Annotated in this window: 20 protein-coding genes and 1 riboswitch; of the genes, 8 read left to right on the top strand and 12 right to left on the bottom strand. The window is 74.4% G+C overall.

The window, feature by feature from the left end; all coding sequences use genetic code 11:
- Genes ACIBW6_RS28775 through ACIBW6_RS28785 form a run of 3 tightly spaced genes read right to left on the bottom strand, consistent with a single transcriptional unit; the run spans nt 1 to nt 3114 of the window.
- The gene (locus ACIBW6_RS28775) at nt 1-849 is read right to left on the bottom strand and encodes a carbohydrate ABC transporter permease (protein WP_399064602.1); all 849 of its coding nucleotides are present in this window, start codon (nt 847-849) and stop codon (nt 1-3) included.
- Entirely contained in the window at nt 842-1834 is a 993-nt protein-coding gene (locus ACIBW6_RS28780) for a carbohydrate ABC transporter permease (protein ID WP_399064604.1), read from the bottom strand. Before ACIBW6_RS28780 ends, ACIBW6_RS28775 begins: the two co-directional genes overlap by 8 nt.
- A complete protein-coding gene (locus tag ACIBW6_RS28785) occupies nt 1834-3114 on the bottom strand; it encodes an ABC transporter substrate-binding protein (RefSeq protein WP_399064606.1) in 1281 nt (426 codons plus the stop codon). The genes ACIBW6_RS28780 and ACIBW6_RS28785 overlap by 1 nt, the downstream gene beginning before the upstream one ends.
- 274 nt (nt 3115-3388) lie before the next feature.
- Here ACIBW6_RS28785 and ACIBW6_RS28790 point away from each other — a divergent pair, with 274 nt between their 5' ends.
- The 4 genes from ACIBW6_RS28790 to ACIBW6_RS28805 all read left to right on the top strand — a co-directional run bounded on the left by ACIBW6_RS28790 (nt 3389) and on the right by ACIBW6_RS28805 (nt 7832).
- Complete coding sequence (locus ACIBW6_RS28790; RefSeq protein ID WP_399064608.1) at nt 3389-4078, top strand: flavin reductase family protein; 690 nt, start codon at nt 3389-3391, stop codon at nt 4076-4078.
- 101 nt (nt 4079-4179) lie between these two features.
- A complete protein-coding gene (locus ACIBW6_RS28795; RefSeq protein WP_399064610.1) occupies nt 4180-4713 on the top strand; it encodes a 2Fe-2S iron-sulfur cluster-binding protein in 534 nt (177 codons plus the stop codon).
- Nucleotides 4710-5705: an FAD binding domain-containing protein gene (locus tag ACIBW6_RS28800; RefSeq protein WP_399064612.1), complete on the top strand. Its 996-nt coding sequence runs from the start codon at nt 4710-4712 to the stop codon at nt 5703-5705. The genes ACIBW6_RS28795 and ACIBW6_RS28800 overlap by 4 nt, the downstream gene beginning before the upstream one ends.
- 30 nt (nt 5706-5735) lie before the next feature.
- Nucleotides 5736-7832: a xanthine dehydrogenase family protein molybdopterin-binding subunit gene (locus ACIBW6_RS28805; protein WP_399064614.1), complete on the top strand. Its 2097-nt coding sequence runs from the start codon at nt 5736-5738 to the stop codon at nt 7830-7832.
- 28 nt (nt 7833-7860) lie between these two features.
- On the opposite strand, the gene ACIBW6_RS28810 is transcribed toward ACIBW6_RS28805, so the two are convergent.
- Nucleotides 7861-8271: an ATP-binding protein gene (locus tag ACIBW6_RS28810; protein ID WP_399064616.1), complete on the bottom strand. Its 411-nt coding sequence runs from the start codon at nt 8269-8271 to the stop codon at nt 7861-7863.
- Between the two features lie 97 nt (nt 8272-8368).
- Entirely contained in the window at nt 8369-9925 is a 1557-nt protein-coding gene (gene proP / locus ACIBW6_RS28815) for a glycine betaine/L-proline transporter ProP (RefSeq protein ID WP_399064892.1), read from the bottom strand.
- A 288-nt stretch (nt 9926-10213) separates the two neighbouring features.
- Between proP and ACIBW6_RS28820 the strand changes: the two genes are divergently transcribed.
- Both ACIBW6_RS28820 and ACIBW6_RS28825 read left to right on the top strand, forming a co-directional pair.
- Nucleotides 10214-10480, top strand: coding sequence for a GlsB/YeaQ/YmgE family stress response membrane protein (locus tag ACIBW6_RS28820; RefSeq protein WP_399064617.1), 267 nt, complete (start codon nt 10214-10216; stop codon nt 10478-10480).
- 200 nt (nt 10481-10680) lie between these two features.
- On the top strand, nt 10681-13803 hold the full coding sequence (locus ACIBW6_RS28825) for a discoidin domain-containing protein (protein WP_399064619.1): 3123 nt from the start codon (nt 10681-10683) through the stop codon (nt 13801-13803).
- A gap of 42 nt (nt 13804-13845) precedes the next feature.
- Here ACIBW6_RS28825 and ACIBW6_RS28830 read toward each other — a convergent pair whose 3' ends face one another.
- From ACIBW6_RS28830 to ACIBW6_RS28855, 6 genes are all read right to left on the bottom strand, one after another.
- On the bottom strand, nt 13846-14454 hold the full coding sequence (locus ACIBW6_RS28830; protein ID WP_399064621.1) for a class F sortase: 609 nt from the start codon (nt 14452-14454) through the stop codon (nt 13846-13848).
- Nucleotides 14455-14631: 177 nt separating this feature from the next.
- Nucleotides 14632-15000, bottom strand: a complete 369-nt coding sequence (locus ACIBW6_RS28835; RefSeq protein ID WP_399064623.1) for a sortase-dependent protein — start codon at nt 14998-15000, stop codon at nt 14632-14634.
- Between the two features lie 132 nt (nt 15001-15132).
- On the bottom strand, nt 15133-17106 hold the full coding sequence (locus tag ACIBW6_RS28840) for a sensor histidine kinase (protein WP_399064624.1): 1974 nt from the start codon (nt 17104-17106) through the stop codon (nt 15133-15135).
- Entirely contained in the window at nt 17093-17833 is a 741-nt protein-coding gene (locus ACIBW6_RS28845) for a response regulator transcription factor (protein WP_399064626.1), read from the bottom strand. The genes ACIBW6_RS28840 and ACIBW6_RS28845 overlap by 14 nt, the downstream gene beginning before the upstream one ends.
- Nucleotides 17834-17882: 49 nt before the next feature.
- Complete coding sequence (locus ACIBW6_RS28850; RefSeq protein ID WP_399064628.1) at nt 17883-18782, bottom strand: class I SAM-dependent methyltransferase; 900 nt, start codon at nt 18780-18782, stop codon at nt 17883-17885.
- 109 nt (nt 18783-18891) lie between these two features.
- Complete coding sequence (locus tag ACIBW6_RS28855) at nt 18892-20307, bottom strand: purine-cytosine permease family protein (protein ID WP_399064630.1); 1416 nt, start codon at nt 20305-20307, stop codon at nt 18892-18894.
- Nucleotides 20299-20397: riboswitch (TPP riboswitch) on the bottom strand. It overlaps the preceding gene by 9 nt.
- Before the next feature lie 111 nt (nt 20398-20508).
- On the opposite strand from ACIBW6_RS28855, the gene ACIBW6_RS28860 reads away from it, so the two are divergent.
- Both ACIBW6_RS28860 and ACIBW6_RS28865 read left to right on the top strand, forming a co-directional pair.
- On the top strand, nt 20509-21210 hold the full coding sequence (locus ACIBW6_RS28860; RefSeq protein ID WP_399064894.1) for an aspartate/glutamate racemase family protein: 702 nt from the start codon (nt 20509-20511) through the stop codon (nt 21208-21210).
- Nucleotides 21211-21449: 239 nt separating this feature from the next.
- Entirely contained in the window at nt 21450-22235 is a 786-nt protein-coding gene (locus ACIBW6_RS28865; protein ID WP_399064632.1) for a DUF4097 family beta strand repeat-containing protein, read from the top strand.
- Between the two features lie 15 nt (nt 22236-22250).
- On the opposite strand, the gene ACIBW6_RS28870 is transcribed toward ACIBW6_RS28865, so the two are convergent.
- Nucleotides 22251-23423 (bottom strand): alanine--tRNA ligase-related protein, encoded by a 1173-nt coding sequence (locus ACIBW6_RS28870; protein WP_399064634.1) that lies wholly within the window; start codon nt 23421-23423, stop codon nt 22251-22253.
- Between the last annotated feature and the right edge of the window lie 311 nt (nt 23424-23734).

A 23734-nucleotide genomic window follows, 5' to 3' on the forward strand; every position in this document is an offset into this window, starting at 1 on the left:
TCAGCCCTTCATGCCGGAGAAAGCGATGCCCTGGATGAACTGGCGCTGCATGGCGACGAACACCACGATCACCGGGAGCGTCGCGAGGAGGGACCCGGCCATCAGGACCGGGTACTCGGTCAGGTGGGCGCCCTGGAGGGAGGCGAGCCCGGCCGACAGCGGCATCTTCGCCGGGTCGGTGTTGACGATGAGCGGCCACATCAGGTCGTTCCAGGACCACAGGAACGTGAGGATGCCGAGGGCGAGGAGCCCCGGGCGGGCCAGCGGCAGGGCGATGCGCCAGAAGACGGTGAAGGGGTTGGCGCCGTCGAGCCGCGCCGCCTCCTCCAGCTCCCCGGGCAGCCCCATGAAGAACTGGCGCAGCAGGAAGGTGCCGAAGGCGGAGAACATGCCGGGGACGACCAGCGCCTGCATGGAGTCGAGCCAGCCGAGGCTCTGCATGATCTGGTACTGGGGCAGCAGGAAGAGCTGTCCGGGCACCATCAGGACGGCGAGGAAGCCGAGGAAGATCGCGCCGCGTCCGGGGAAGCGGATGCGGGCGAAGGCGTAGGCCGCCATCGAGCAGAGCAGCAGCTGGGCCGCGGTCCGCAGCACCGCCATGACCAGGGTGTTGAGGAACTGCTGTCCGAACGGGACGCCGTCGAAGACCTTCGCGTAGTTCGAGAAGTCCCAGTGGGCGGGCAGGATCGTCGGCGGTACCTGTACGGACTCGCCGAAGCTCTTGAAGGAGGTGAGCAGCTCCCAGACGAGGGGGAAGACGGTGACGACCGCGCCCAGGGTGAGCAGGACGTGGGCGGGCCACATCCGGCCCTCGCGGCGTGCCGCCGCGCGCCGTGTCGGTTCAGGCATAGTGCACCCACTTCTTCTGCAACCGGAACTGGAGGGCCGTCAGCGCCATGATCAGGACGAACAGCACACAGACGATGGCCGCGCCGTAGCCGCGCTGGTTGTCGAAGAACGCCTTCTGGAAGAAGAGCATCACGACGGTCTGGCCCTCGCCGAAGGCCGGGTTCTGGAGCGAGTTGGTCGTGTTGGCGCCGATGATCAGGTACACCAGGTCGAAGACCTGGAGGGACTGGATCACCGAGAGCACGGTGGTGAAGAACAGGGTGGGGCTCAGCAGCGGCAGGGTGACCGAGAAGAACTGCCGGACCCGGCCGGCGCCGTCGAGCGCGGCCGCCTCGTAGTAGTCGCCCGGGATGCTCTGGACCCCGGCGAGCAGCAGGATCATGTTGTAGCCGACGGTCATCCACACGCCGACGACCGCGACCGCGAAGCGGATGGTGTGCGGGTCGGAGACCCAGTAGGTGCCGTCGACGCCGATCAGCGACAGGGCGTGGTTGAGGATGCCGGCGTCGCCGTTGTAGAGCCAGCGCCAGACCACCGCGACGGCGGCGGGCATGGTGACCACGGGCAGGAAGTAGAGCGTGCGGTACACCCCGGTGCCGCGCAGCCCCTTGATGTTGAGCAGGACGGCGAGGGCCATCGACAGCGGGATGCCGAGCAGGACGAGACCGGTGTAGATGCCCGTGTTGCCCAGGGACGTCCAGAACTCGGGGTCGCCGACGAGCGTGCGGTAGTTGTCCAGGCCGATCCAGGTGGTTCCGCCGAAGGCGCCCCACTCGGTGAGGCTGTAGTAGACGGTCTGCACGACCGGCCAGAGGTAGAACACGGCGAGGCCGAGCCCGGCCGGGGCGATCAGGGCGTAGCCCCACCACTTGTCGCGGTGGCGGAAGCGGCGTTCACGCCGGCGCAGCTCCCGCTGGTCGAGGCCGGCGGGCCCGCCGCGCTGGGCGGGGACCGCGGCGCGTCGCGTCCGCACGTCGAGGCTCATCAGGACCGGCCCTTCCTCTCCTGCGCGAGCAGCTGGTTCATCGCGTCGGTCAGGGAGCCGGTGGCGCCCGTGAGGGTCTCGTCGCCGCTCCACGCCTTGGCCAGCCACATCTGTTCCTTGTGCTGCCAGGCCGCGCTGTTGGCGGAGCTGGGGAAGGGCACGGCGTAGTCGAGCGCGTCCAGGTGCACCTGGAGGTCGAAGCGGGGCATGCCCGCGGCCCAGGGCCGCGCGGTGCCGTTGCGGGCCGGGATGGCGGTGCCGTACTTGCCCTGGAGCAGGGAGGCCCGCTCCCCGCCGAGGAACCGGACGAACTCGCGGGCCAGTTCGGGGTGGGGCGTGCGGGCGTAGACGACGTTGGCGAGGCCGTGCAGGACGGTGGCGCGGCGGCGGCCGCGGGGCATCGGGGCGACGTCGACCTTGGCCCGCAGTTCGGGGTCGGCGTAGAACGTCGCCGCGTTGTACGAGGCCTCGTAGGTCATGGCCAGCGTCCCGGACTGGAACATCTGGGTGGGGTCCGTGTCGGTCATCTGCTGCAGCGACGGCGAGGCGCGGTAGCGGTGGATCAGGTCGATCCACAGCCGCAGTCCCTCGCGGGTGCGCTCGTCGGCGTAGCCGGAGTGCCGCTTGTCCGGGGAGATGACGTACCCCCCGGCCTGCGGGACGGAGTTGTAGTAGTTCTCCTGGGCGCGGACGGGGGCGCCGACGCCGTAGACGCCCCGCTTGCGGTCGGTGAGCCGCTGGGCGTTGGCGATCAGGTCCTGCCAGGTCCAGGTGGCGTCGGGGTAGTCGACCTTGGCCCGGTCGAAGAGCTCCTTGTTGAACCACAGGGCGACGGTGTCGAAGTCCTTGGGGACGCCGTACTGGACGCCGTTCCAGCGGTAGAGGGAGACGAGGTCGGCGGGGAAGTCGCCGGGGCGCAGGGCCGCGTCGGCCCCGGTGGTCTCCAGGGGCAGCAGCTGTCCGGCGGCCGCGTAGAGGCCGAAGTTGGGGCCGTTCATCCAGAAGACGTCCGGGGCGCTGCCGCCCGTGCAGGCGGTGCGCAGCTTGGTCCAGTACGTCCCGTTCGGCGTGAGCTGGACGTCGACGGTGACCCCGGGCCGGGTCCGCTCGAACTCGCGCGCCGCGCGCTTCATGGCGGGCAGTTGGTAGACGTCCCAGACGCCGTAGGTGAGCCGGCCGCGCCGGGCGTCGCCGCCGGAGCGGGCGGGGGGCGCGGAGGAACTGCAGCCGGACGCGAGCGTCGTGGCGGCAGCCGCGGTGAGGAGAGAACGTCTGCGCACGCGGGGCCTTCCCTGGGGGGAGCGGAATGCCCCGACGCTATTTGCTCGAAGTTGACGCGTCAATGGCTGTTTGAAGCAGCTTTACGCATTCGATGCCGACCGTCCGCGCGGGGCCCCGCCGGTCCGGGACGGGCTCCGCCGGGACTCCTCCCCCCGCCGGACGCGCGGCGCGGCGCGGACCGCCGCCACCGGGAGGCGTACGACGCCCAGGGCGGGACAGGGAACACGCGTACGGGCAGCGCGCCGTGCGGCAGGACCGGGCCAGGAGGACACCGTGGACCACAGCGAGACCGGGCACGAGACCGACCCGGGCGCCCATACCGGCACCGCGCGCGATGGCGGGGTCGCCGGTGACGGCGGGACCGCGCGCGACGGCGGGGTCGCCCGTGACGGCGGGGCCGCCGGTGACAGCGGGACCGCCGGTGACAGCGCACCGGCCCCCGGAGACCCGGCCGAAGGCGCGAGCCCGGACCCTCCCGCGGCCGGTTTCGACGCCTTCACCGCCCTCGTCGACTCCCCCGTCTACGTCGTCACCACGGCCGCCGGGGGCGAGCGCGCGGGCTGTCTGGTGGGGTTCGCCGCGCAGTGCTCGCTGGCGCCCGCCCGGTTCGCCGTGTGGCTGTCCAAGGCGAACCACACCTACCGTCTCGCCCGAACGGCGCAGACCCTCGCCGTGCACCTGCTCGACCGGCACGGGCACGCTCTCGCCGAGCGGTTCGGGGGGCACTGCGGCGCCCGCGAGGACAAGTTCGCCGGGCTCGACTGGACCGAGGGGCCCGGCGGGGCGCCCGTCCTCGCCGGCGCGCTCGCCTGGTTCGCGGGCCCGGTCCGCGGCCGGTTCGACGGCGGCGACCACGTCGCGTTCCTGGTGGAGCCGGCGCACACCTGGACCTCCCCCACGGCCGAGGGGCCCGCCCTGTCGCTGCGCGACGCGCTCGACATCACGGCGGGCCACCCGCGCTGACCGCGCGCCGCAGCTCGGCGTGCCGCGCGGCGCCGCCTGCCCCAGGCTGGTTACGCACCCCGTCCGTCCCCGCGGACGCCCCACCCGAGGAGCCGTGCACGATGCCCACCGACGCCTTCCGTTCGGACGTGTCCCTGACGGTCAACGGCAGCCCGCACCGCCTGCCCCTGGACCACCGCACCACGGTCCTGGACGTGCTGCGCGAACACCTCGGCCTCGTCGGCGCCAAGAAAGGCTGCGACCACGGCCAGTGCGGCGCCTGCACGGTCCTGGTCGACGGCAGGCGCGCCAACAGCTGCCTCCTGCTCGCCGTCGCCCACGACGGCGCCGAGATCACCACGGTCGAGGGCCTGCACGGTGCGACCCAGGACGCGCCGCACCCCCTCCAGGAGGCCTTCCTGGAGCGGGACGCCTTCCAGTGCGGCTACTGCACGCCGGGCCAGCTCTGCTCCGCCGTCGGCGCCCTCGCGGAGGCCGGGGCCGGGGACGCCTCCCACGTCACCGAGCCCGGCGCCGCCACCGGCGCGCCCGTCGTCCTCACCCGGGACGAGATCCGTGAACGGCTCAGCGGCAACCTGTGCCGCTGCGGCGCCTATCCGCACATCGTCGAGGCCGTCGAGGACGTGATCCGGTGAAACCCTTCAGCTATCTGCGCGCCCGCACCGTCGAGGAGGCGACCGCCGCCCACGCCGGCCGGCCCGGCGCCCGCTATCTGGGCGGCGGCACCAACCTGGTCGACCTGATGAAGCTCGGCGTGGAACAGCCGGAGGCCCTGATCTCCGTCGCCGACCTGCCGCTCGACGCCGTCGAGGAGCTCCCCGACGGCTCCCTGCGGGCCGGCGCGACCGTCCGCAACAGCGTCCTCGCCGCCCACCCCCTGGTCCGTGACCGCTACCCCGTGCTGTCCCAGGCGCTGCTCGCGGGCGCCTCGGGCCAGCTGCGGAACATGGCGACGACCGGCGGCAACCTCCTCCAGCGAACCCGCTGCCCCTACTTCCAGGACACCGCCAAGCCGTGCAACAAGCGGGCGCCCGGCTCCGGCTGCGGCGCCCGCGACGGCGTCCACCGCGACCACGCCGTGCTGGGCCACTCGCCGCAGTGCATCGCCACGCACCCCTCCGACCTCGCCGTGGCGCTCGCCGCGCTCGACGCCCAGGTGGAGCTGAGCGGGCCCGCGGGCGCCCGCTCCGTGTCCGCCGCGGCGTTCCACCGGCTCCCCGGCGACCGGCCGGAGCGGGACACCGAGATCGAGCACGGTGAGCTGGTCACCGGGGTCCTGCTGCCGTCCGCGACCGCCGGAGTGCCCTCCGCGTACCGCAAGGCCCGGGACCGGGCGTCGTACGCGTTCGCGCTGGCCTCCGTGGCCGTGGTCCTCGACGTGCGGGACGCGGTCGTGCGGGACGTGCGGATCGCGTTCGGCGGGCTCGCGCACCGGCCCTGGCGCGCGCACCTCGCCGAGGCGGCGCTCACCGGCGGACCCGCGACGGACGACGCCTTCCGGCAGGCCCTCGACACGGAACTGGCCGCCGCCGCGCCGCTGCGCGACAACGCCTACAAGGTGCCGCTCGCCCGCAACCTCGCCCACGACGTGCTGCGCCGCCTGTCCGGCGCCCCCGCCGCCCGCTGACCCGCCGCCCCGCTTCCCAGGGAGAATCCCATGCCGGACACCGCCAGCGCCCTCGGCTCACCCGCCGGACGCAGGGAGGGCCCCGCCAAGGTGACGGGGGCCGCCCGCTACGCCGCGGAACACCACCCCGGGGGCTGCGCCTACGCGTGGCCGGTCCCCGCGACCGTGGCCCGCGGCACGGTGACGGCGGTCGACGACACACCGGCGCTGGCGCTGCCCGGCGTCGTCGGCGTCCTCAGCCACCACAACGCGCCGCGCCTGGGCGAACCGGAGGACGCGACGCTCGCCGTGCTCCAGGACGCGCGGGTCCCCCACCGCGGCTGGTACGTGGCGCTCGTCGTCGCCGACACCCTGGAGACGGCGCGCGAGGCGGCCGCCGCCGTGCGGATCTCGTACGCCGAGGAGCCGTTCGAGGTGGAGCTGACGGCCGACCACCCCGGCGGCTACGTCCCGCAGGACACGGACGGCACCTCCGGCGAACACCTGCGCGGCGAGGCGGACAACGCGTTCGCCGCCGCGCCCGTCCAGGTCGACGCCGCGTACCGGGTGCCGCCGCTGCACAACCACCCGATGGAGCCGCACGCCGCGACCGCCGCCTGGCAGGACGGGCGGCTGACGGTGCACGACTCCAGCCAGGGCAGCACCACGGTGCGCGACACCCTCGCCGGCCTGTTCGACCTGCCCGCGGACCGGGTCACGGTCGTCTCCGAACACGTCGGGGGCGGCTTCGGCTCGAAGGGGACGCCCCGCCCGCACGTGGTGCTCGCCGCGATGGCCGCCCTGGTGACCGGACGGCCCGTCAAACTCGCACTGCCGCGGCGCCAGTTGCCCGCCGTGGTCGGCCACCGCGCGCCCACCCTGCACCGGGTGCGGCTCGGCGCCGAGCCCGACGGCACGCTGCTGTCCGTCGTGCACGAGGTGACCGCGCACACCTCGCGCGTCAAGGAGTTCATGGAGACGGGCGCCGCCGCCACCCGGATCGTCTACCCGTCGCCGCACGCCCGGACCACCCACCGCGTGGTGCCGCTGGACGTGCCGACCCCCTCGTGGATGCGGGCCCCGGGCGAGGCCCCGGGCATGTACGCGCTGGAGTCCGCGATGGACGAACTGGCCGTCACGCTCGGCCTCGACCCCGTCGAGCTGCGCCTGCGCAACGACACGGACACCGAGCCGGACAGCGGCCGGCCCTTCAGCAGCCGCCACCTCGCCGAGTGCCTGCGCGAGGGTGCCCGGCGCTTCGGCTGGCAGGAACGCGACCCGCGCCCCCGTGCGCGCCGCGAGGGCACCGTGCTGACCGGCACCGGGGTGGCGGCGGCGACGTACCCGGTGCTCGTCTCCCCGAGCCGGGCGAGCGCCCGCGCCCACCCGGACGGCGGCTTCGAGATCCGGGTCAACGCCACCGACATCGGCACCGGTGCCCGCACGGTCCTCGCCCAGGTCGCCGCCGACGCGCTCGGGGTGGCGTTGGACCGGGTGCGGATCGAGATCGGCGACAGCGACCTGCCGTCGGCGCCGCTCGCGGGCGGCTCCTCCGGGACGGCGTCCTGGGGCTGGGCCGTGCACGCCGCGAGCACCCGGCTCGCCGAGAGCCTCGCGGAGCGCGCGGGGCAGCCGCTGCCGCCCGAGGGGCTCGGCGTCACCGTCGACACCGCGGGAACCGCCGACGCCGACAGCGACTACGCCCGGCACTCCTTCGGGGCCCACTTCGCCGAGGTCGGCGTGGACACGGTGTCCGGGGAGGTACGGGTGCGCAGGCTGCTCGGCGTGTACGCGGCCGGGCGCATCCTCAACCCCCGCACCGCCCGCTCCCAGTTCATCGGCGCGATGACGATGGGCCTCGGGATGGCGTTGACCGAGGGCAGCACGATGGACGCGGCCTTCGGTGACTTCACGGAGAGCGACCTGGCCGCGTACCACGTGCCCGCGCACGCGGACGTGCCCGCCGTGGAGGCGTACTGGATCGAGGAGGACGATCCCCATCTGAACCCCATGGGCAGCAAGGGGATCGGCGAGATCGGCATCGTGGGCACCGCCGCCGCGATCGGCAACGCCGTGCACCACGCCACCGGGGTCCGATACCGCGAGCTGCCCCTCACGCCCGACCGGGTACTGACCGGCGAGGGGTGAGGGGCAGCGGGGCCGGGCCAGGCGGGGCTCAGGCCACGTAGTCGGGCCGGAAGCAGGCCGTGACGTCTTTGCCGCGCGGGCACGGGTGGGCCTCCCAGGTCTCCGCCAGCGCGTCGATCAGGAGCATCCCGCGCCCGCCGAGCGCGTCCTCGTCGGGTTCGCGGGGCTCGGGGGGCTGCGGCGAGGAGTCGTGCACGGTGACGTGCAGGCAGTCCCCGTCCCAGGTCAGGACCAGCAGGGCGGTGCTCTTGGCGTGCACGTGGGCATTGGTGACCAGCTCCGAGACGGCCAACAGCACCGCGTCCACCGTGTCGGGCGCGCTGTCCACCCACCCCAGCGCGGCCAGGTGGTCACGGGTCCAGTCCCGGGCCGCCTTCACACCACTGCTCAGCGGCAGGGAACGGGCCCACCCCACGGCGCGCAGGGAGGATTCGTCCATGGTCGTCGCTCCTAGTTTCTCGAGGGTCCCCCTTCGTGTGCCCTCGAAGCGCGGGATGAGACGACCCGGTCCCGGTGCGGCGCCGCGCGGGCCCGGCTCAGTCCCGGCGGTCCGACTTCCCGGACTGCCCCCGGCCCCTGCCACCGAGCGGGTGCCACAGACGCAGCCAGACGTCACGCGCGTGGCGTCCTGCCTCGGTGCGGCTGCGCGCCACGAGGGCGCGGGCCTCGCCGTGCGTCTCGACCATCGGCCCGGAGCCGCGCAGGGGCCGGCCCGCCGTCTCGTGCAGGAAGAACGTCGACACGAGCCCGACCGCCCCGGCCACCATCAGGTAGTACGCCGGCACCAGGGTGTCGCCCGTCTGCTCGACGAGGAAGGAGGCGAACAGCGGGGTGGTGCCGCCGAAGACGGAGACCGAGATGTTGAAGGCGATGGACAGGGCGCCGTAGCGCAGCCGGGTGGGGAAGAGGGCCGGGAGGGTGGCCGCCGAGGTCCCGGCGAAGACGACCAGGAGCAGGCCGAGGATCACGCAGCCGAAGGCGGGCCACAGGATGCCGCCCTCCCTGATCAGCAGGAACGCGGGCACGGCCAGGGCGATCATCGCGATGCTGCCGCCCATGAACATCGGCCGCCTGCCCCACCGGTCCGAGCTGCGGCCCACGACGGTGATCGTGAGCACCACCAGCAGCATGGTGCCGAGGACCAGGAGCTGGGCGGTGGTGTCGCTCTCCCCCAGCGTCACGGTCATGAAGGTCGGCAGATAGGACGTCACCATGTAGTTCGTGACGTTGTAGAGCAGGACGAGTCCCATGCAGATCAGCACGGCCTGCCAATGCCGGGTGAAGATCTCCTTGAGCCGGCCCTTGCCGGACTGCCGGGCGGCCTCGACCGGGTCCGTCTCGGCGGCTTGCTCCCCCGGTTCCCCGGCCCCGCGCTCCGCGGCCTCGGCGGCCGCTTCCTTCTGGAAGGCCGGGGTCTCCTCCAGCTTCAGCCGCATGTACAGGCCGATGAGCCCGAGCGGTCCCGCGATGAAGAAGGGGATGCGCCATCCCCAGTCCTCCAGCCCGTCGGAGCCCAGGGTCAGCGTCAGCACGGTGACCAGGCCGGAGCCGAGCGAGTAGCCGACGAAGGTGCCGAAGTCGAGCCAGCTGCCGAGGAAGCCGCGGCGCTGGTCGGGGGCGTACTCGGCGATGTAGGTGGTGGCGCCCGCGTACTCGCCGCCCGTGGAGAAGCCCTGGACCAGCCGGCACAGCAGGAGCAGCAGGGGCGCCGCGAAGCCGATGGAGGCGTACGTCGGCAGGAAGCCGACGGCGAAGGTGCTCGCCGCCATCATGATCATGGTGGCGGCGAGCACGCGCTGGCGGCCGATGCGGTCCCCGAGGGGGCCGAAGACGAGCCCGCCGAGGGGCCGGACGAGAAAGGCCGCGGCGAAGGTCGCGAAAGTGGAGACGACCTGCGCGCCGGGTGAGCTGGAGGGGAAGAAGACTTTTCCGATGGTGCCCGCCAAATAGGCGTAGACGCCGAAGTCGAACCACTCCATGGTGTTGCCGAGCGCGGCGGCCGTCACGGCGCGCCGGACCATCGGCCGGTCGGAGACCGTCACGTCCTCGGCGCTCAGCGCCTTCTTGCGGCGGCGCAGAAGGGTGCGCACCATCCGGTCGGTCGCCGCGGTGCCCTTCTCCTGCTGCTGCCGTCTCTGCGTCCGCTTGAGCGTGCCGTGCGGAAAGCCTTTCGCCATCAGGCTTTTCACTCCCTGTGCCGGTGCCGCTCCTGGCCTTCAGCTCCTGAAAGTCGTCTGGGCGCAAAATTAAGCCGGGCGGAAAAGAGCGGCAACTTCTCCGCTCGCGGTCCCGGACGCGACGAGGGACTTTGGTCCTGTGTACGGCGCACGGAACGGGACAGAAGGACAGAGCTTCACTCGACGTACGGAAAGGACGACCTCGTGGGCATCATCGCCTGGATTCTGATCGGGCTCATCGCGGGAGCGATCGCCAAGGCCCTGACTCCCGGAAAGGACCCGGGCGGCTGCCTCGTCACGATGCTGATCGGCATCGTGGGCGGCCTCCTCGGCGGCTGGCTGGGCAAGGTGATCTTCGGGGTCCACTCCATCAACGGGTTCTTCCACCTGTCCACATGGATCGCGGCGATCGTCGGTTCGGTGATCGTGCTGCTGCTCTACCGGCTGGTGACCGGCCGCACCTCCCGCTGATCCGCACGCACCCGCACGCCGCGCGCCGGGCCGCTGACCATGCGGCCCGGCGCGGCCGTGTCTGCGCGGCCCCTCACCTTCCCGGACGGCGGAGCGGCGGACGATCCCGCCCGTCCCACCCGTTGACGCAGGTCCAGGCAGGGTCCAAGAATGAGCGGCATCCTTTTTGACAACGTTGTCGACAGAGAGAGGCGCCGCTCGTGCCGCAGATATCCCTCCCGGTGGACCGCCGACGGTTCCTGCAACTCCTCGGCGCCACCGGCGCCCTGACCGCGCTCCCCGCGGTCCTCGGCGCCTCCCCGGCACGGGCCGCCGGCCGTGCCGACACGCCCCCGGACGCGATCGCGGCGACGTACCACCGCGTCCTGCTGCGGCACACACGCTGGTCCGAGACCCAGTGGGACGAGGCCCAGGGCCACTACACGGACAAGGACTTCGGGTTCGCCGTCGTCCTCGGCAACGCCGTACTGCTGACCCATGGCAGCTACGACAGCGGCCTGGCCGGGCTCGACCGCGACACGCTGAAGCGCCGCACGCTCGCCACGCTGCGCCACTTCGCCGCCTCGAACCGGCTGACGGGCGGCACCCAGTGGGGCCGCAAGCTCTTCTTCGACACCACATTCCAGTCGTACTTCATCCTCGCCGCCCGCCTGCTCTGGGACGACCTCGACGCCGCGACCCGGACCGCCGTCGACACCATCACCCGGGAGCAGGCCGCCTACACCACGGGCCTGGGCACCGGCGACGACCCCGACTCAGGCGACTGGACGCCGAACGGGCTCCAGGGCGGGCACGTCGGGGACACCAAGCTGGAGGAGATGGGCCTGTACGCGCAGACGCTCGCGCCGGCCCTGGCCTGGGCCCCGGACGACGCGCGCCGCTCCGCGTGGGCGACCGCCTACGGCACCTGGTCGCGCAACGAGGCGGGCCTGCCCCCCGCCGACCTCGCCAACCCCGCGCGCGTGGACGGCGTGCCGGTCCACGACAACACGGCCCGCAACCTCTACGACACCTTCATCGTCGAGAACCACGGCTCCTTCGGGCCGCACTACCAAGAAGAGCTGTGGCGCACCTCGGGCCGGAACGCGGCCCACTTCCTCGCGGCGGGCCGGCCGCTGCCCGAGGTGCTGACCTCGCAGCCGAACGCCGGGCCGCTGTGGCGCACCCTGCTGGGCGTCATGAGCGACGCCGGCGAACCGCTGATGCCCATGGTGAACGACCGCGAGCACCTGTACGGGCGGGACGTGATCCCGCTGGCCTTCCTCGCCCAGGTGACCGGCGACCGGGCGGCGGCCCGCGCGGAGGAGGAGCTGGCGGCGCGCCTGGAGGCGTACCAGACCTATCCGCCCGAGTACCGGCTGGCGAAGTTCTCCGGCGAGCCCAAGTACGAGCCGGAGGCGCGCGCGGAGATCGCGATCAGCTATCTGCTGCACGTGTGGGCGGCCGCCGCGGGCCGGCACGTGCGGCCGCTGTCGCGCGCGGAGCTGTTCGCGCAGGCGGCGGGCGTCACCGACTTCGGCACCGGCCCCGGCCTCGTCTCCCACCAGACGCCGGACGCGTGGGCGGGTGTCGTCACCAAGCCGGGCTTCGTGAAGTTCGCCTGGCAGCCCGCCCACGACGACTGGCTGTTCCGGCTCAGCGGCGGAAACCCGATGTTCCTGCCCGCGACCGCCACCGCGGTCACCACCCGGACGGTGCGGCTCTACGAGTCCCTGCGCGACGGCTTCGACGGCAGCGCGACCGTGCTGCGCCTGGCCACCGGGTTCGCCGGGTACACGACGCTGCCCTCGGGCGCGGTCGTCTACGCGACGTCCGGCACCGCCGCCGGGGAGGGCCACCTCGACGTGCACAACCTGACGATGCCGGGGGTGGCGGGGCTCGACGGCGCCCGTTCCTACCGCTTCGAGGAGGGCGCCGTCACCGTCCGGGCCACGGACACCGCGCCCGCCGCGTCCACCGGGCGGGTGGACGAGCTGACCTTCGACCGCGCCTCCGTGCGCCACGTCCGCGTGCTGGGCGTCCGGCCCGACCCGGCGTACGGCTACTCGCTGTACGCCGTCGAGGTCCGTGCCGGGGCGGACGGGCCCGACCTCGCCCGCGGCCGGACGGCGACGGCGTCCTCGGCCGACACCGGCAAGGGCCCCGCCCTCGCGGTGGACGGGGACCCGGCGAGCCGCTGGGCCGTCGCCAAGGCCGACCGGGCGCGCGCCGACAGCTGGTGGGCCGTGGACCTCGGCTCCGCCCAGGACGTCGCGGCCGTCACCCTGCGCTGGGAGGCCGCCGCCGGGCGCGCCTACCGCGTGCAGGGCTCGGCCGACGGCGAGCGGTGGCAGGACCTCGTCTCCTGGCCGGTACCGGCGCTGAGCAGCCGCGGCGGCTGGCTCGACGTCGACGGCCGGGCCGGTCTCGTCGTCCGCGGCGAGCACCCGCTCGCGGTCTACGCCGACACGGTCGTGCTGGGCGACGGGCCCGCCGCGCCGCTCCTCGTCGAGGGGTACCCCGGCGCCTCGGCCACCGCGCTGCGCGCCCTCGCGCGCGCGGCGGCGCCGACGGCGGACGACGACGCGGTGCGTGCCGCGCTGACCGACCGTCACCTGAGCCTGTTCAACCTTTCGGAGCGGGCCGTGTCCACCCGGGTCCAGGTGGCGCAGGCCGGTACAGCCCGGGCCGTCTTCGAGGGCGTCCAGACCGTGACGCGGGACGGGATCGCCTACGAGGCGGCGCTCGACCCCGCGGCGGCGCGGCTGCTGGCGCCCCGGTTCACCCTGAGGCCGCTGTCCGGGGGCGCGCTGCCCGCCGGGCTGCGGGTCGAGGTCGTCGACGGCGCGACCCTTCGCCTCACGGGCCCGTCCTGCCGGCTGCGCGTGGAGGGCCAGGGGCACGCCACCACCGCCGCGGTCCGCTCCGGGCGGCGGACGGCGGTCACCCTGCGCGGCGCCGCGGCCTTCCCGCACGACGATCTGGCCCTGGGCCGTGCCGTCTTCCCGACCGCGCCGCTGCCCACGGGCATGTCCGACCCGGCCGCGGTGACCGACGGCGACCCGCACACGGCGTGGACCCCCGGTCCCGCAGGCAGGCTCGTCGTCGACCTGGGCGCGGAGCACGCGCTGCGGACGGTGGAGGCCGAGTGGAACCACGGCACCGCCCCCGCGGCGGAGGTCGAACTGAGCCGCGACGGTCTCACCTACGAGAGCGCGGGCCGCGTCACGGGCCGCGGCCACACGCGCCGCCTCACGCTCACCGGCACCGCGCGCTATGTCGCGTTCCGGGTGAGCGGGACGGCGCGGTCCGGCACCCGGCTGGTCCGGCTGACCGTGCGGTGACCTTGTGCCCTTCCTTCCGGGCGGCGATGGGCTGAGACCCGCTCAGTGGCCCGTGCGCTCCGCGTAGACGATGAGGTTGTCCACGGGGTGGCCCTGGGCGTCGTAGGTGCCGTCGCACGTGATCAGGCGCAGGGCACGGGTGGTGGTGGCGCCGTAGACCTTCCGCGTCGGGAAGGCCTTCTTGGCGACCGTCTCGGTCGCCGTGACCGTGAAGTGGGTGGTCGCGCCTGCCGTGTCGCGCACGGCGATGTCCGCTCCGGTGCGCAGCGTGCGCAGGTCGTGGAAGACGGCCCGGCCGTACCGGGTGTCGTTGTGCCCGATGATCACGGCGGCGCCGCGCTCGCCCGGGGCCGGGTTCCCGGTGTACCAGCCGGCGGTCATGCCCTTGTCGGCGGGCGGGACCTCGACGGTGCCGTCCTCGTTCAGGCCGAGCGGGAGGAGGGCGCTGTCGACGCCGATGGAGGCGATGGTCACCCGCTCGGGGTCGGCCACGGCCCGGTCGGAGGCCGGGGCCCCGCTGGACGCGGCGGCGCGCGGCACGCTGCGCGCGTCACCGCTGACGCGGGCCCCCGCGCCGGACGAGCACGCGGTGAGGAAGGCGAACAGGACGAGCAGGACCGCGGCGGCCGGACGCCGCCTGAGCTGGTGCACGACTGACTCCAGGGGAACGGGGAGGGGCGCCGCCCGGGAGGACGGGCGGCGCCGGGGGCGGTGGGTGGTCGGCGCCGCCCGGAACAGCTGCACCGGGAACCGTCCGGGACCGGCAGGCACCCGGCGCCGCCCCGCAAGGGCCGGCCGCACCCGCGGACCGTCCCGAGCGGCGAACGCTCAGTGCTGCGCCGCGCGGCAGCGCAGCACCACCGTGCCGGCGCCCGCCAGGAGCGCCGACGCGGCGAGCGCGCCGACGAGCGTCGTGGTGCCGGCGTCGTCGGAGGCCGGGCGTTCGCCCGCGGCCACGCCGCCGCGCGGGGCGGCTGCGGCGGCGGCCGCCCGGTCGCGGGCCGCGTCGGACTCCCGCGCGGGGACGGGCGACGGCGACGCGTCGGCCCGCTGCGCGGCGGCGCGGTCGCTCGGCACCGGTGAGGGGGTGGTGTCGGAGGCGAGCGCGGCGCCGGCCGGGGCGAGCACCGCGGCGGCCACGGCGGCGCCGACGGCTGCCGTGCGCAGGGACGGGCGGAGGTGCGGTCGGTGGAACACGGTGACTCCCATGCCTAGGGGCTCACGACCGGCCGGCCGTGAGGTGCCGACCGCCGGGCGGGGCCCCTTGATCGACGCCCCCAGGCTCGCGCGGAGTTGTGAAGAAGCTGTCAGACGGCTGTGGCCATCGGATCAGGGCCGCTCGGCGCGGGCCGGTCCCGGTCCGCCGAGCGGCAGCCGCAGCGTGAACACCGATCCCTCGCCCTCCGTGCTGGCGGCCGTCGCCGAACCCCCGTGGGCCTGGGCGAGTTTGCGCACGATGGACAGGCCGAGGCCGCTGCCGCCGGTCCGCCGGTTGCGGGACTTCTCCGCGCGCCAGAACCGGTCGAAGACGTGCGGCAGGTCCGCGGCGGCGATGCCGCTGCCGGTGTCGGCGACCTCCACCACGACCTCGTCGCCGGGGTCGGCCGCGTACGCCCGCAGGGTGACCGTGCCGCCCGGGCCGGTGTGGCGTACCGCGTTCGACACGAGGTTGGCGACCGCCTGCCGCAGCCGGACCGGGTCGGCGGTGATCTCCGGGACGGGCGTCACGGGGTCCACCACGGACAGGGTCACGCCGGCCGTCTCCGCGCGGACGTGGTGGGCGGCCGCGACCTGGCCGAGCACCTCCTCCACGCGCACCGGCCGCGGGTGCAGGCGCAGCGTGTCCGCGTCCGCGGCGGCGAGGTCCTGGAGGTCGTCGATGAGGTGCTGGAGCTGTAGGGCCTCTTCGAGGAGCGAGTCGATGAAGGCGGGGTCTGGCTCGGCGAGACCGTCCTGCGCCGCCTCCAGCCAGCCGCGGATGGTGCTCAGTGGTGTCCGCAGTTCGTGGGCGACGTCGCTGACCAGCGCCTTGCGCTGCTCTTCCAGGCGTGTGCGGTGCGCCGACATGTCGTTGAAGGCCGCGGCGAGCCTGCCGATCTCGTTGTCGGCCGTCACCGGTACGGGCTGCGGTGCCCGGCCCTCCCGCAGCCGCTGGGCCGCGCCGGTCAGGGCGTACAGCGGCCGGACCAGGCGGGTACCGGCGAGGACGGACGCGCCCACGGTCAGCGCGAGGACCAGGGCGGCCACGCCCGCGATCTTCGCGGTGTTGTGCGGGGAGAGGTCGAAGCCCGGCACGGTGGCGTCGCCCTGGCCGCCGATGAACAGCAGCACGGGCGCGGCGACGAAGGAGGTGAGCTGTTCGCGGCGGGCCGTGCTCACGCAGGAGACGACCGTGCGGTCGTCCTCGAGACCGGTCACCGCGGGGACGGGGACCGGCGCGGGCGCGGGGGTCGGGGCCGTCCGCGGGGAGGCCTGGGCCGCCGCCCTCCTGTCCACCGGGACCGGTCCCTCCTGCCAGGACAGGTCGAGCGCGAGGTCGACGCGTCGGTGGCTCTGGCGCTTCAGGCAGGCGTTGGTGAGCCGGGTCAGCGCGGCGAGCGCCTTGTCCTCGGTCGCCGTCGGCGCGTCGAGGGCGTCCGGCGCGCACGCCCGGTCGCCGGGCGCGCCGGAGCCGGTCCCGGCCGCCTCAACCCGGGGGCGGCCGCTCGGGCCCACCACGATGTCGGCGCCGACCCCGGCGGTCCGCAGGCACGAGCGGTACCGCTCGGCGAGGCCGCGCAGCCGGGTCCGCTCCGTGGCCGGCAGCCGGAACGGGCCGACCGCGCGGGCGTCGATGCGGTCGGCCGCGGCGGCCGACGTGCCCGTCGTGCGGTCGCGGGCCAGCGCGGTGTCCACGGAGAGCGGGTCGACGGTGGCGGAGGCCTGGGCGGGCAGGGCGGCGGCCGGGGTGTGCCCGGCGGAGTCGGCCAGCGGCCTGCGGGCCTGTGTGGTCAGGGTGATGTGCCGGCCCGTGGTGCGGGCGAGGTCGCGCACGGTGGTGTCGACGCCGTCCCAGCCGGGGTGCGTGGCGGCGTACCCGAGGAGCGTGTCGTAGATCCTGGTGTCGTCGGCGAGGTTCTGGCCCTGCTCCTGTCTGATGGCGCCGGACGTGGTCTGCACGGCGAGCCACGCGGTGGCCGCGACCGAGCAGGTGGCGACGAGGACGGAGACGCCGAGGAGCCGGCCGCGCAGGCTCTTGCGCAGCGGCGGCCGGTCGCCGCGTGCGGTCGCGCGGGCGCCGCCGTCCCGGTCACGCCGACGCACTGCGGGCGTCCTTCGCCGGGCCGGCCGGCCCGGCCGGGTCGGTCAGCTTGTAGCCGACGCCGAACACGGTGAGCAGGCGTATCGGGCGGCGCGGCTGGGGTTCGATCTTCTTGCGGAGGTTCATGACGTGCACGTCGACCGTGCGGTCGCTGATGTACCGGTCGAACCCGTGCAGCTCCGCGAGGAGTCGCGGCCGGCCGAAGACCCGGCCCGGCTCCGCCGCCATCGCCGCGAGCAGCCGGAACTCGCCCGGGGTGCACTCCACCGGCGTCCCGTCGACCGACACCTCGTGCCGGTCGGGATCGATGACCAGCGAACCGACCCGCAGCAGCGGGGAGGCGGGCGCGGCGGGGCCGCCCCGGCGGGTGCGGCGCAGCAGGGTGCGCACCCGCGCCATCAGCTCGCGCGGGCTGTACGGCTTGGTCATGTAGTCGTCGGCGCCGAGGTCGAGGCCGAGCAGCAGGTCGTCCTCGGTGGTGCGAGCCGTCAGCATCAGCACCGGCAGCTCGCGCGCCTCGGCCCGCAGCACCCGGACGACGTCCAGGCCGTCGGCCCGCGGCATCATCACGTCCAGGACGAGGAGGTCGGGTTCGCGGTGCCGGACCTCCTCGATGGCCCGGCGCCCGTCCGGTACGACGGTGACGGCGTGGCCTTCCCGCTCCAGATAGCGGCGGACCAACTCGGCCTGTTTCGCGTCGTCTTCGGCGACCATGACATATGCGCACACGTCGCCGATCGTAGGCGAGCCGCGCCGGGCCGCGGCAGGCGGCGGGTCCTCAGCGGCCGGTGTCCGCGGGGCGGCGGGCGAGGAACAGCTCGCGGGTGGAGCGCACGTCGAGGTCGCCGCGGTGGCGCACGTCCTGCGCGCCGCCGTCCAGGAGGGTGTCGAGCGCCGCGAGGTCGGTGGCGTCGACCAGGCCGTCGACGGCCTCGCGGATGCGGCGCAGTGCGAGGTAGGCGTACTGGCCCGCGCCCGCGGGCGACGGGGTCCGCGCGTCGAGGCGCAGTTCCTCGGTGTGGGCGTACTCGACGGCGAATCCGGCCGCCTCCAGCGTGCCGCGCCAGTCGGAGCCCATGTGGGGTACGTGCTCGGTCTGGAGCGCGGTGAGCGCCGCGCGGCAGCGGGCCTCCAGGCCGGGGCGGTCCGGGACGGCGTCGTCGGGCAGGAACCGGGGCATCCCGTCCAGTTCGGCGACGGCCAGGAGCCCGCCCGGGCGCACCGTGGTGAACAGGCCCTTCAGCGCCGCGGCGGGGTCGTCCAGGTGGTGCAGGGACGCGGAGGCCCAGACGAGGTCCGCCGCGTCGATGCCGGGCAGGGGCTGTCCCGCGTCGGCCCGGAGCGGCTGGACCCGGGCGGCCAGGCCCCGGGCGACGGCGGTCCGGGTCAGCCGGTCCAGCATGGTGGCCGAGCTGTCGACGGCGGTGACCCGGGCCTCGGGGAACCGCTCCAGCAGGGCGAAGGTACCGGTGCCGCTGCCGGCTCCGAGGTCCACGACGTGCCGGACGCCGCCGGTGGCCAGGTCGGCGATCCTGCGGGTCGTGGCCGCGAGGTGGTCGGCGAACAGCTCGGCGTCGAGGTCGAGGATCTGGGCGAGCTCGTCGTCCTGCGGGGCGGCGTCGTGGGCGTGCGCGTGGCCGGGGGCTCCGTGGTGACCTGCGGGTCCGTGGTGCGTCATGCCTCCGACCGTACGCGCGTTCTCCACTGACGCATAAGGTCTTGCGGATCACGCAAGAGACGTCTGCTTCTATGGGCGCCAGGCGCAAGGAAACGCAGGTGAGAGCAGGTCAGGCCCGTCCTGCGCCCCGCAGCCGGAACGGCGCGTAGACCACGAGCGCGGTGACGAAGGCGACGTAGTAGCCGAGGTCCGCGCCGTGCAGCGCCTCGGCCACCGGACCGACGTAGAGACTCGTGTTCATGAACGGCACGGTCGCGGCGAACGCGGCCAGGAAGGCCGCCAGAGCGGGCAGGAAGGGCCGCGTCCGGGCCTCCTCCGCGGCCAGCTCGACGGGGGCGCCGCCGCGGGCGCGGGCCCGGGCCCGCCAGTCGACGAGGACGACCGCGACGAAGCCGGGGATCCAGTAGCCCACGAACAGCAGCACGTTCTGGAAGCGGGCGGCGGTGTCCGCGGCGTGCATCCACAGGACCAGCGGGAAGCCGAGGAGCGCGGCGAGCCCGGCGGCGAGCGGGCGCGGCACGCGGACCCCGATCACCTGGAGGGCGAGCGAACCGCTGTAGTCGTTCATCGCGTTGCTGCACAGCGCGGCGAGCGCCACGGCCAGCAACCCGACCGAGCCGACCGCACCCCCGCCCAGCAGCGAGTCGACCCCTTGCGCGGTCTGGTCGGTGAAGACGGAGGCGCCCCAGAGTCCGAGCGCCTGCACGGCGGTGAACGACACGACGACACCGGCCAGCGTGCACCAGAACATGCGGGGGGCGGAGGTGGCGCGGGGCAGGTAGCGGCTGAAGTCGCTGGCGTAGGGCGCCCAGGAGATCGCCAGGCTCAGCGCGATGGTGGCGGTCAGGACGAACGCGCCGGCCCGGTCTGCGCCGTGCGCGCCGCCCTGGCCCGCGGGGGTGACGCCCGCGTGGGCCAGGCGCAGCGCCAGGGCGCAGAAGGCGACCGCCAGGACGGCCGTCATCCACTTCTGCAGGCGGTGGATCGCCTCGTAGCCCAGCGCGCCGAACGCGCCCTGGGCGGCCATCATCACGAGGGCCCCCAGCCAGAACGGCCAGCCGCAGAGCCGGGCGAGCGCGTCGCCGCCGAACAGGCCGATGAGCGCGTCCCAGGCGATGGACGACAGCCATTGCAGCGCGCCCGGCACGACGACGGCCCGGCCGAACGCCAGGCGCGCCAGCGGCAGTTGCCCCGCTCCGGTGCGGCTGCCCCAGGTGCCGAGGTACGCGGTGGGCACGGCGCCGAGCACGGTGCCGAGGACCACGGCCGCCAGCGCGGTGGCGAAGTCCAGGCCGAGGGCGACGCCGACGGTGCCGGTGAAGACACCGCTCATGGTCAGGTTCGGCGCGAACCACACGGTGAACAGCCGTCCCGCGCCGCCGTACCGGTGGCTCTCGGGGACCGGGGCGATGCCGCGCGCCTCGGGCCGCCAGTCCCCGGGCGCGGCGGGCATCCGCCCGTCGAAGGCGGTCGCGCCCGGCCGCCGGGCGGCGTGCGGTTCCGTGGAAGCGTGCGGCATCGACATCGCTGACATCCCTCCGCCAGTGCTAACTGGTTCAGGTTCTACGGGTGTGATCTCAGCCCCGTCGTGTGCGGGGCACCCCGTGTCGGGCAGTACCGCTGCGAAGACTAACCGCTGCCCAGGATGAGACCGACGGCGGCCCCGGACAGCGGCCGCGGGAGTTGCCCGTGCCCCGCCCGCGCCGCGTAGAGTCGCCGGATGCGGATGCGGACCATCGGGCTGATCGGCGGCATGAGCTGGGAGTCGACGGCGGAGTACTACCGGCTGCTGAACGAACTGACGCGGGAGCGGCTGGGCGGACTCCACTCGGCGCGGTGCGTGCTGTACTCCGTCGACTTCGCGGAGATCGAGCGGTTGCAGGTCCGCGGCGACTGGGAGGCGGCCGGCCGGATCCTCGCCGACGCCGCGCGGCGCCTGGAGGCGGCCGGCGCCGACCTGTTGCTGCTGTGCACGAACACCATGCACAAGGTCGCCGACCGGATCGAGGCCGCCACGGCCGTGCCGCTGCTCCACCTGGCCGACGCCACGGCGCAGGCGGTGCGGGCGGCGGGCCTGACGCGGGTCGGGCTGCTGGGCACCGCGTTCACCATGGAGCAGGACTTCTACCGGGGCCGCCTCGCCGCCGGCGGCCTCGACGTGCTCGTCCCCGATGCCGCCGGCCGGGCGCTCGTCCACCGCGTGATCTACGAGGAGTTGTGCCTCGGCGTGGTCCGTGACGCCTCCCGCGCCGCCTACCAGGAGGTCATCGGCGCGCTGGTGGCGGCGGGCGCCGAGGGCATCGTCCTGGGCTGCACCGAGATCGAGCTGCTGATCGGTGCGCAGGACAGTCCGGTGCCCGTCTTCCCCACGGCACGGCTGCACGCGCAGGCGGCGGTACGCGAGGCACTGCGCGACCTGACGCCCTGAGGGGCCCGCCACGCCGCCGCGACCCGGCACCCGACGGGCCCGCCAGGTTTCGGCCCCGTCTTTCAGGGGAGTCCGTGCCACAGCGGCCGCGTCCGAGTTCCTCCCGGGAGGGTTCGGCAGTGAGCTCGCCGCCCCGTTCTCCGCTCCCGGGCGGAGAACGGGGGCCCCGGGATCCTGTGCGGCAACCGTCCGGGTGACCTGGACGCCGTACGGGGCAATCGGTCGGCATGAAGGCAGCGATGAAGTCATCCGCCCGGCACCTGGCCGCCGCGGCCGCCGCACTGGCCGTCCTCCCCCTCCTCGCCGGCTGCGGAGGAGACGGCGGGCGCCCCGCGTCCCCGGCCGAGGGCGCCGCCCCGGCCGCGTCGGACCTGCGCCTGACGGTCACCACGGACAACGGGGTGCGGCTGCGGCCGACGGACGGCGACCGGGTGGGCGTCGACCCGGCCGCCACCCCGCACTGGTCCCGGCAGGGCCGCACCCAGGTCCTCGACCTGTCGTGCCACGGGCGCGACCAGCAGGACCAGCAGGACCAGCAGGACCAGCAGGAACCAGCCCGGCCGTGCCCCCGCATGCCGGAGGTCGACGTCCCGGCCGGCGCCTCGGTCACCGTCACCGCCCGCAACGCCGGGATCGACGTCGCCGGGGTGACCGGCGCCCTGGACCTGACCACCGTCAACGGCGATGTGACGGTGGCCGGTTCGGGCGCGAAGGACGCGACCGTGCGCCTCGTCACCCGCAACGGTTCCGTGCGGGCGACCACGGTCCGGGCCGCCGCCCTGCACGCGCGGACGGTCAACGGCGATGTCACGCTCGACTGCGCCACCGCCCCCGGCCAGGCCTCCGGGCGGACCGTGAACGGCTCCGTGGACGTCACCGTCCCGCACGACTCCCCCGCCTACCGCGTCGCGGCCACCACCGACAACGGCCGGCCCGCCGTCACCGTGCCCACCGACGGCGCCGGCTCCGACCGCACCATGACGCTCGCCACGGTCAACGGCGACGTCCGGGCCGCACGGGAGTGAGCGGCCCGGCCGGCCCTACGAGCCCTGGGGCCGCAGACCGAGCACCAGATCCCGGGGCAGCCCGTGCGTGTCGTGGAGGTAGTGCAGGTCCTCCTCGTCGAGCGGACCCCGGAACCGGGGGCGGGAGAGCACCTGCCGTCCGCGGTCGAGGAGCCGGCGGAAGCGGTCCTCCTCGTCGAGGAGGACGCGGCGCACGTCGTCACCGCGCGGCGTCTGGCCGAAGCGCTCCCGCGTGTGCTCGTACAACTCGCCCGGCAGGTCGCCGAGGCGACGGGTGGGGTCGTCGCGCCACAGGACGGTGAGGGCGCGGCGCATCAGACGCCGCAGGACGTACTCACGGCCCGTGTTGCCGGGCCGCACCCCGTCCCCGACGACCACCATGGCGGAGCGCAGATGGTCGCTGACGAGGCGCAGGGACGGCTCGTCCAGGTGCCACAGGCCGGGCAGCTGCTCGCGCCAGGGGGTGAAGACGTCGCACTCGAAGACCGACCTCCTGCCCTGGAGCAGGCCGGCCAGCCGCTCCAGGCCGAGCCCGGTGTCCACGTTGCGCTGCGGCAGCGGGACGAGCGAGCCGTCGGGCAGCCGGCGGTGCCGCATCCTCACGTGGTTCCACACCTCGACCCAGCGTTCGTCGCCGGAGGGTGTCGAGCGCGGCGGCGTGTCACCGGTCCACAGGAAGATCTCCGAGTCGGGGCCGCACGGGCCGACGGGCCCGTTGGACCACCAGTTGTCCTCGACGGTGTGCTCCACCGGGACCCCGCGCTCCTGCCACACCCGCAGCGAGTCCTGGTCCGGGCCCACCTGCTCGTCGCCGCCGAAGACCGTGGCGTGGAGCAGCCCCGGATCGATGCCGAGCCCCTCGGTGAGCAGGTCGTAGCCCCATTCGAGGCTCTGGGGTCCCTCGTAGTCGCCGAGCGACCAGGTGCCGAGCATCTCGAAGACCGTCAGGTGGGTGGGGTCGCCGACCTCGTCGACGTCGGTGGTGCGCAGACAGCGCTGTACGTTGACCAGCCGCCGCCCCAGCTCGTGCGGGCGCCCCTCCAGGTACGGGGTGAGGGGGTGCATGCCGGAGGTGGTGAAGAGGACGGGGTCGCCGGGCGGCGGCAGCAGGGTCGAGCCGGTGACGCGGCGGTGGCCGCGCTCCTCGTAGTACTCGACGAACGTCTGGATGATCGTCTCGGTCTGCATGGGGTGCTCCTTCGCGGCTGGGCGGGGAGGCACCGGACACGGGTCCGCACGAGCGTCGGGAACCGGGGTGAGTGCGGTGTAGCTGCCACGGAACCATCGGCGGGCCGTCTCCGGTCGCCGATGGGTGGGGTGAAGGTCAGGCGGCGGCAACCGGCGAGCTGGTCGCTCGCGCGGTCGCGGTGCTGGTGCGCATGGCCGTGACGTTCATGCGGACCAGGGTAACGCGGGCCTCTTGGGCAGGCACCTGATTACTCGCGGGCCGGGTCACCCGGGCGGGTGAAGTGCCGTAGGTCACGCATGAGGCGGATCGG

Source organism: Streptomyces sp. NPDC049813 (assembly GCF_044465085.1).
GTDB lineage: Bacteria > Actinomycetota > Actinomycetes > Streptomycetales > Streptomycetaceae > Streptomyces.

Bases quoted from the DNA above. Each gene is read 5' to 3' on its own strand.
- ACIBW6_RS28775 (WP_399064602.1), bottom strand. From the start codon at position 849: ATGCCTGAACCGACACGGCGCGCGGCGGCACGCCGCGAGGGCCGGATG.
- ACIBW6_RS28780 (WP_399064604.1), bottom strand. From the start codon at position 1,834: ATGAGCCTCGACGTGCGGACGCGACGCGCCGCGGTCCCCGCCCAGCGC.
- ACIBW6_RS28795 (WP_399064610.1), top strand. From the start codon at position 4,180: ATGCCCACCGACGCCTTCCGTTCGGACGTGTCCCTGACGGTCAACGGC.
- ACIBW6_RS28805 (WP_399064614.1), top strand. From the start codon at position 5,736: ATGCCGGACACCGCCAGCGCCCTCGGCTCACCCGCCGGACGCAGGGAG.
- ACIBW6_RS28810 (WP_399064616.1), bottom strand. From the start codon at position 8,271: ATGGACGAATCCTCCCTGCGCGCCGTGGGGTGGGCCCGTTCCCTGCCG.
- proP (WP_399064892.1), bottom strand. From the start codon at position 9,925: ATGGTGCGCACCCTTCTGCGCCGCCGCAAGAAGGCGCTGAGCGCCGAG.
- ACIBW6_RS28850 (WP_399064628.1), bottom strand. From the start codon at position 18,782: ATGACGCACCACGGACCCGCAGGTCACCACGGAGCCCCCGGCCACGCG.
- ACIBW6_RS28855 (WP_399064630.1), bottom strand. From the start codon at position 20,307: ATGTCGATGCCGCACGCTTCCACGGAACCGCACGCCGCCCGGCGGCCG.
- ACIBW6_RS28860 (WP_399064894.1), top strand. From the start codon at position 20,509: ATGCGGACCATCGGGCTGATCGGCGGCATGAGCTGGGAGTCGACGGCG.
- ACIBW6_RS28865 (WP_399064632.1), top strand. From the start codon at position 21,450: ATGAAGTCATCCGCCCGGCACCTGGCCGCCGCGGCCGCCGCACTGGCC.
- ACIBW6_RS28870 (WP_399064634.1), bottom strand. From the start codon at position 23,423: ATGCAGACCGAGACGATCATCCAGACGTTCGTCGAGTACTACGAGGAG.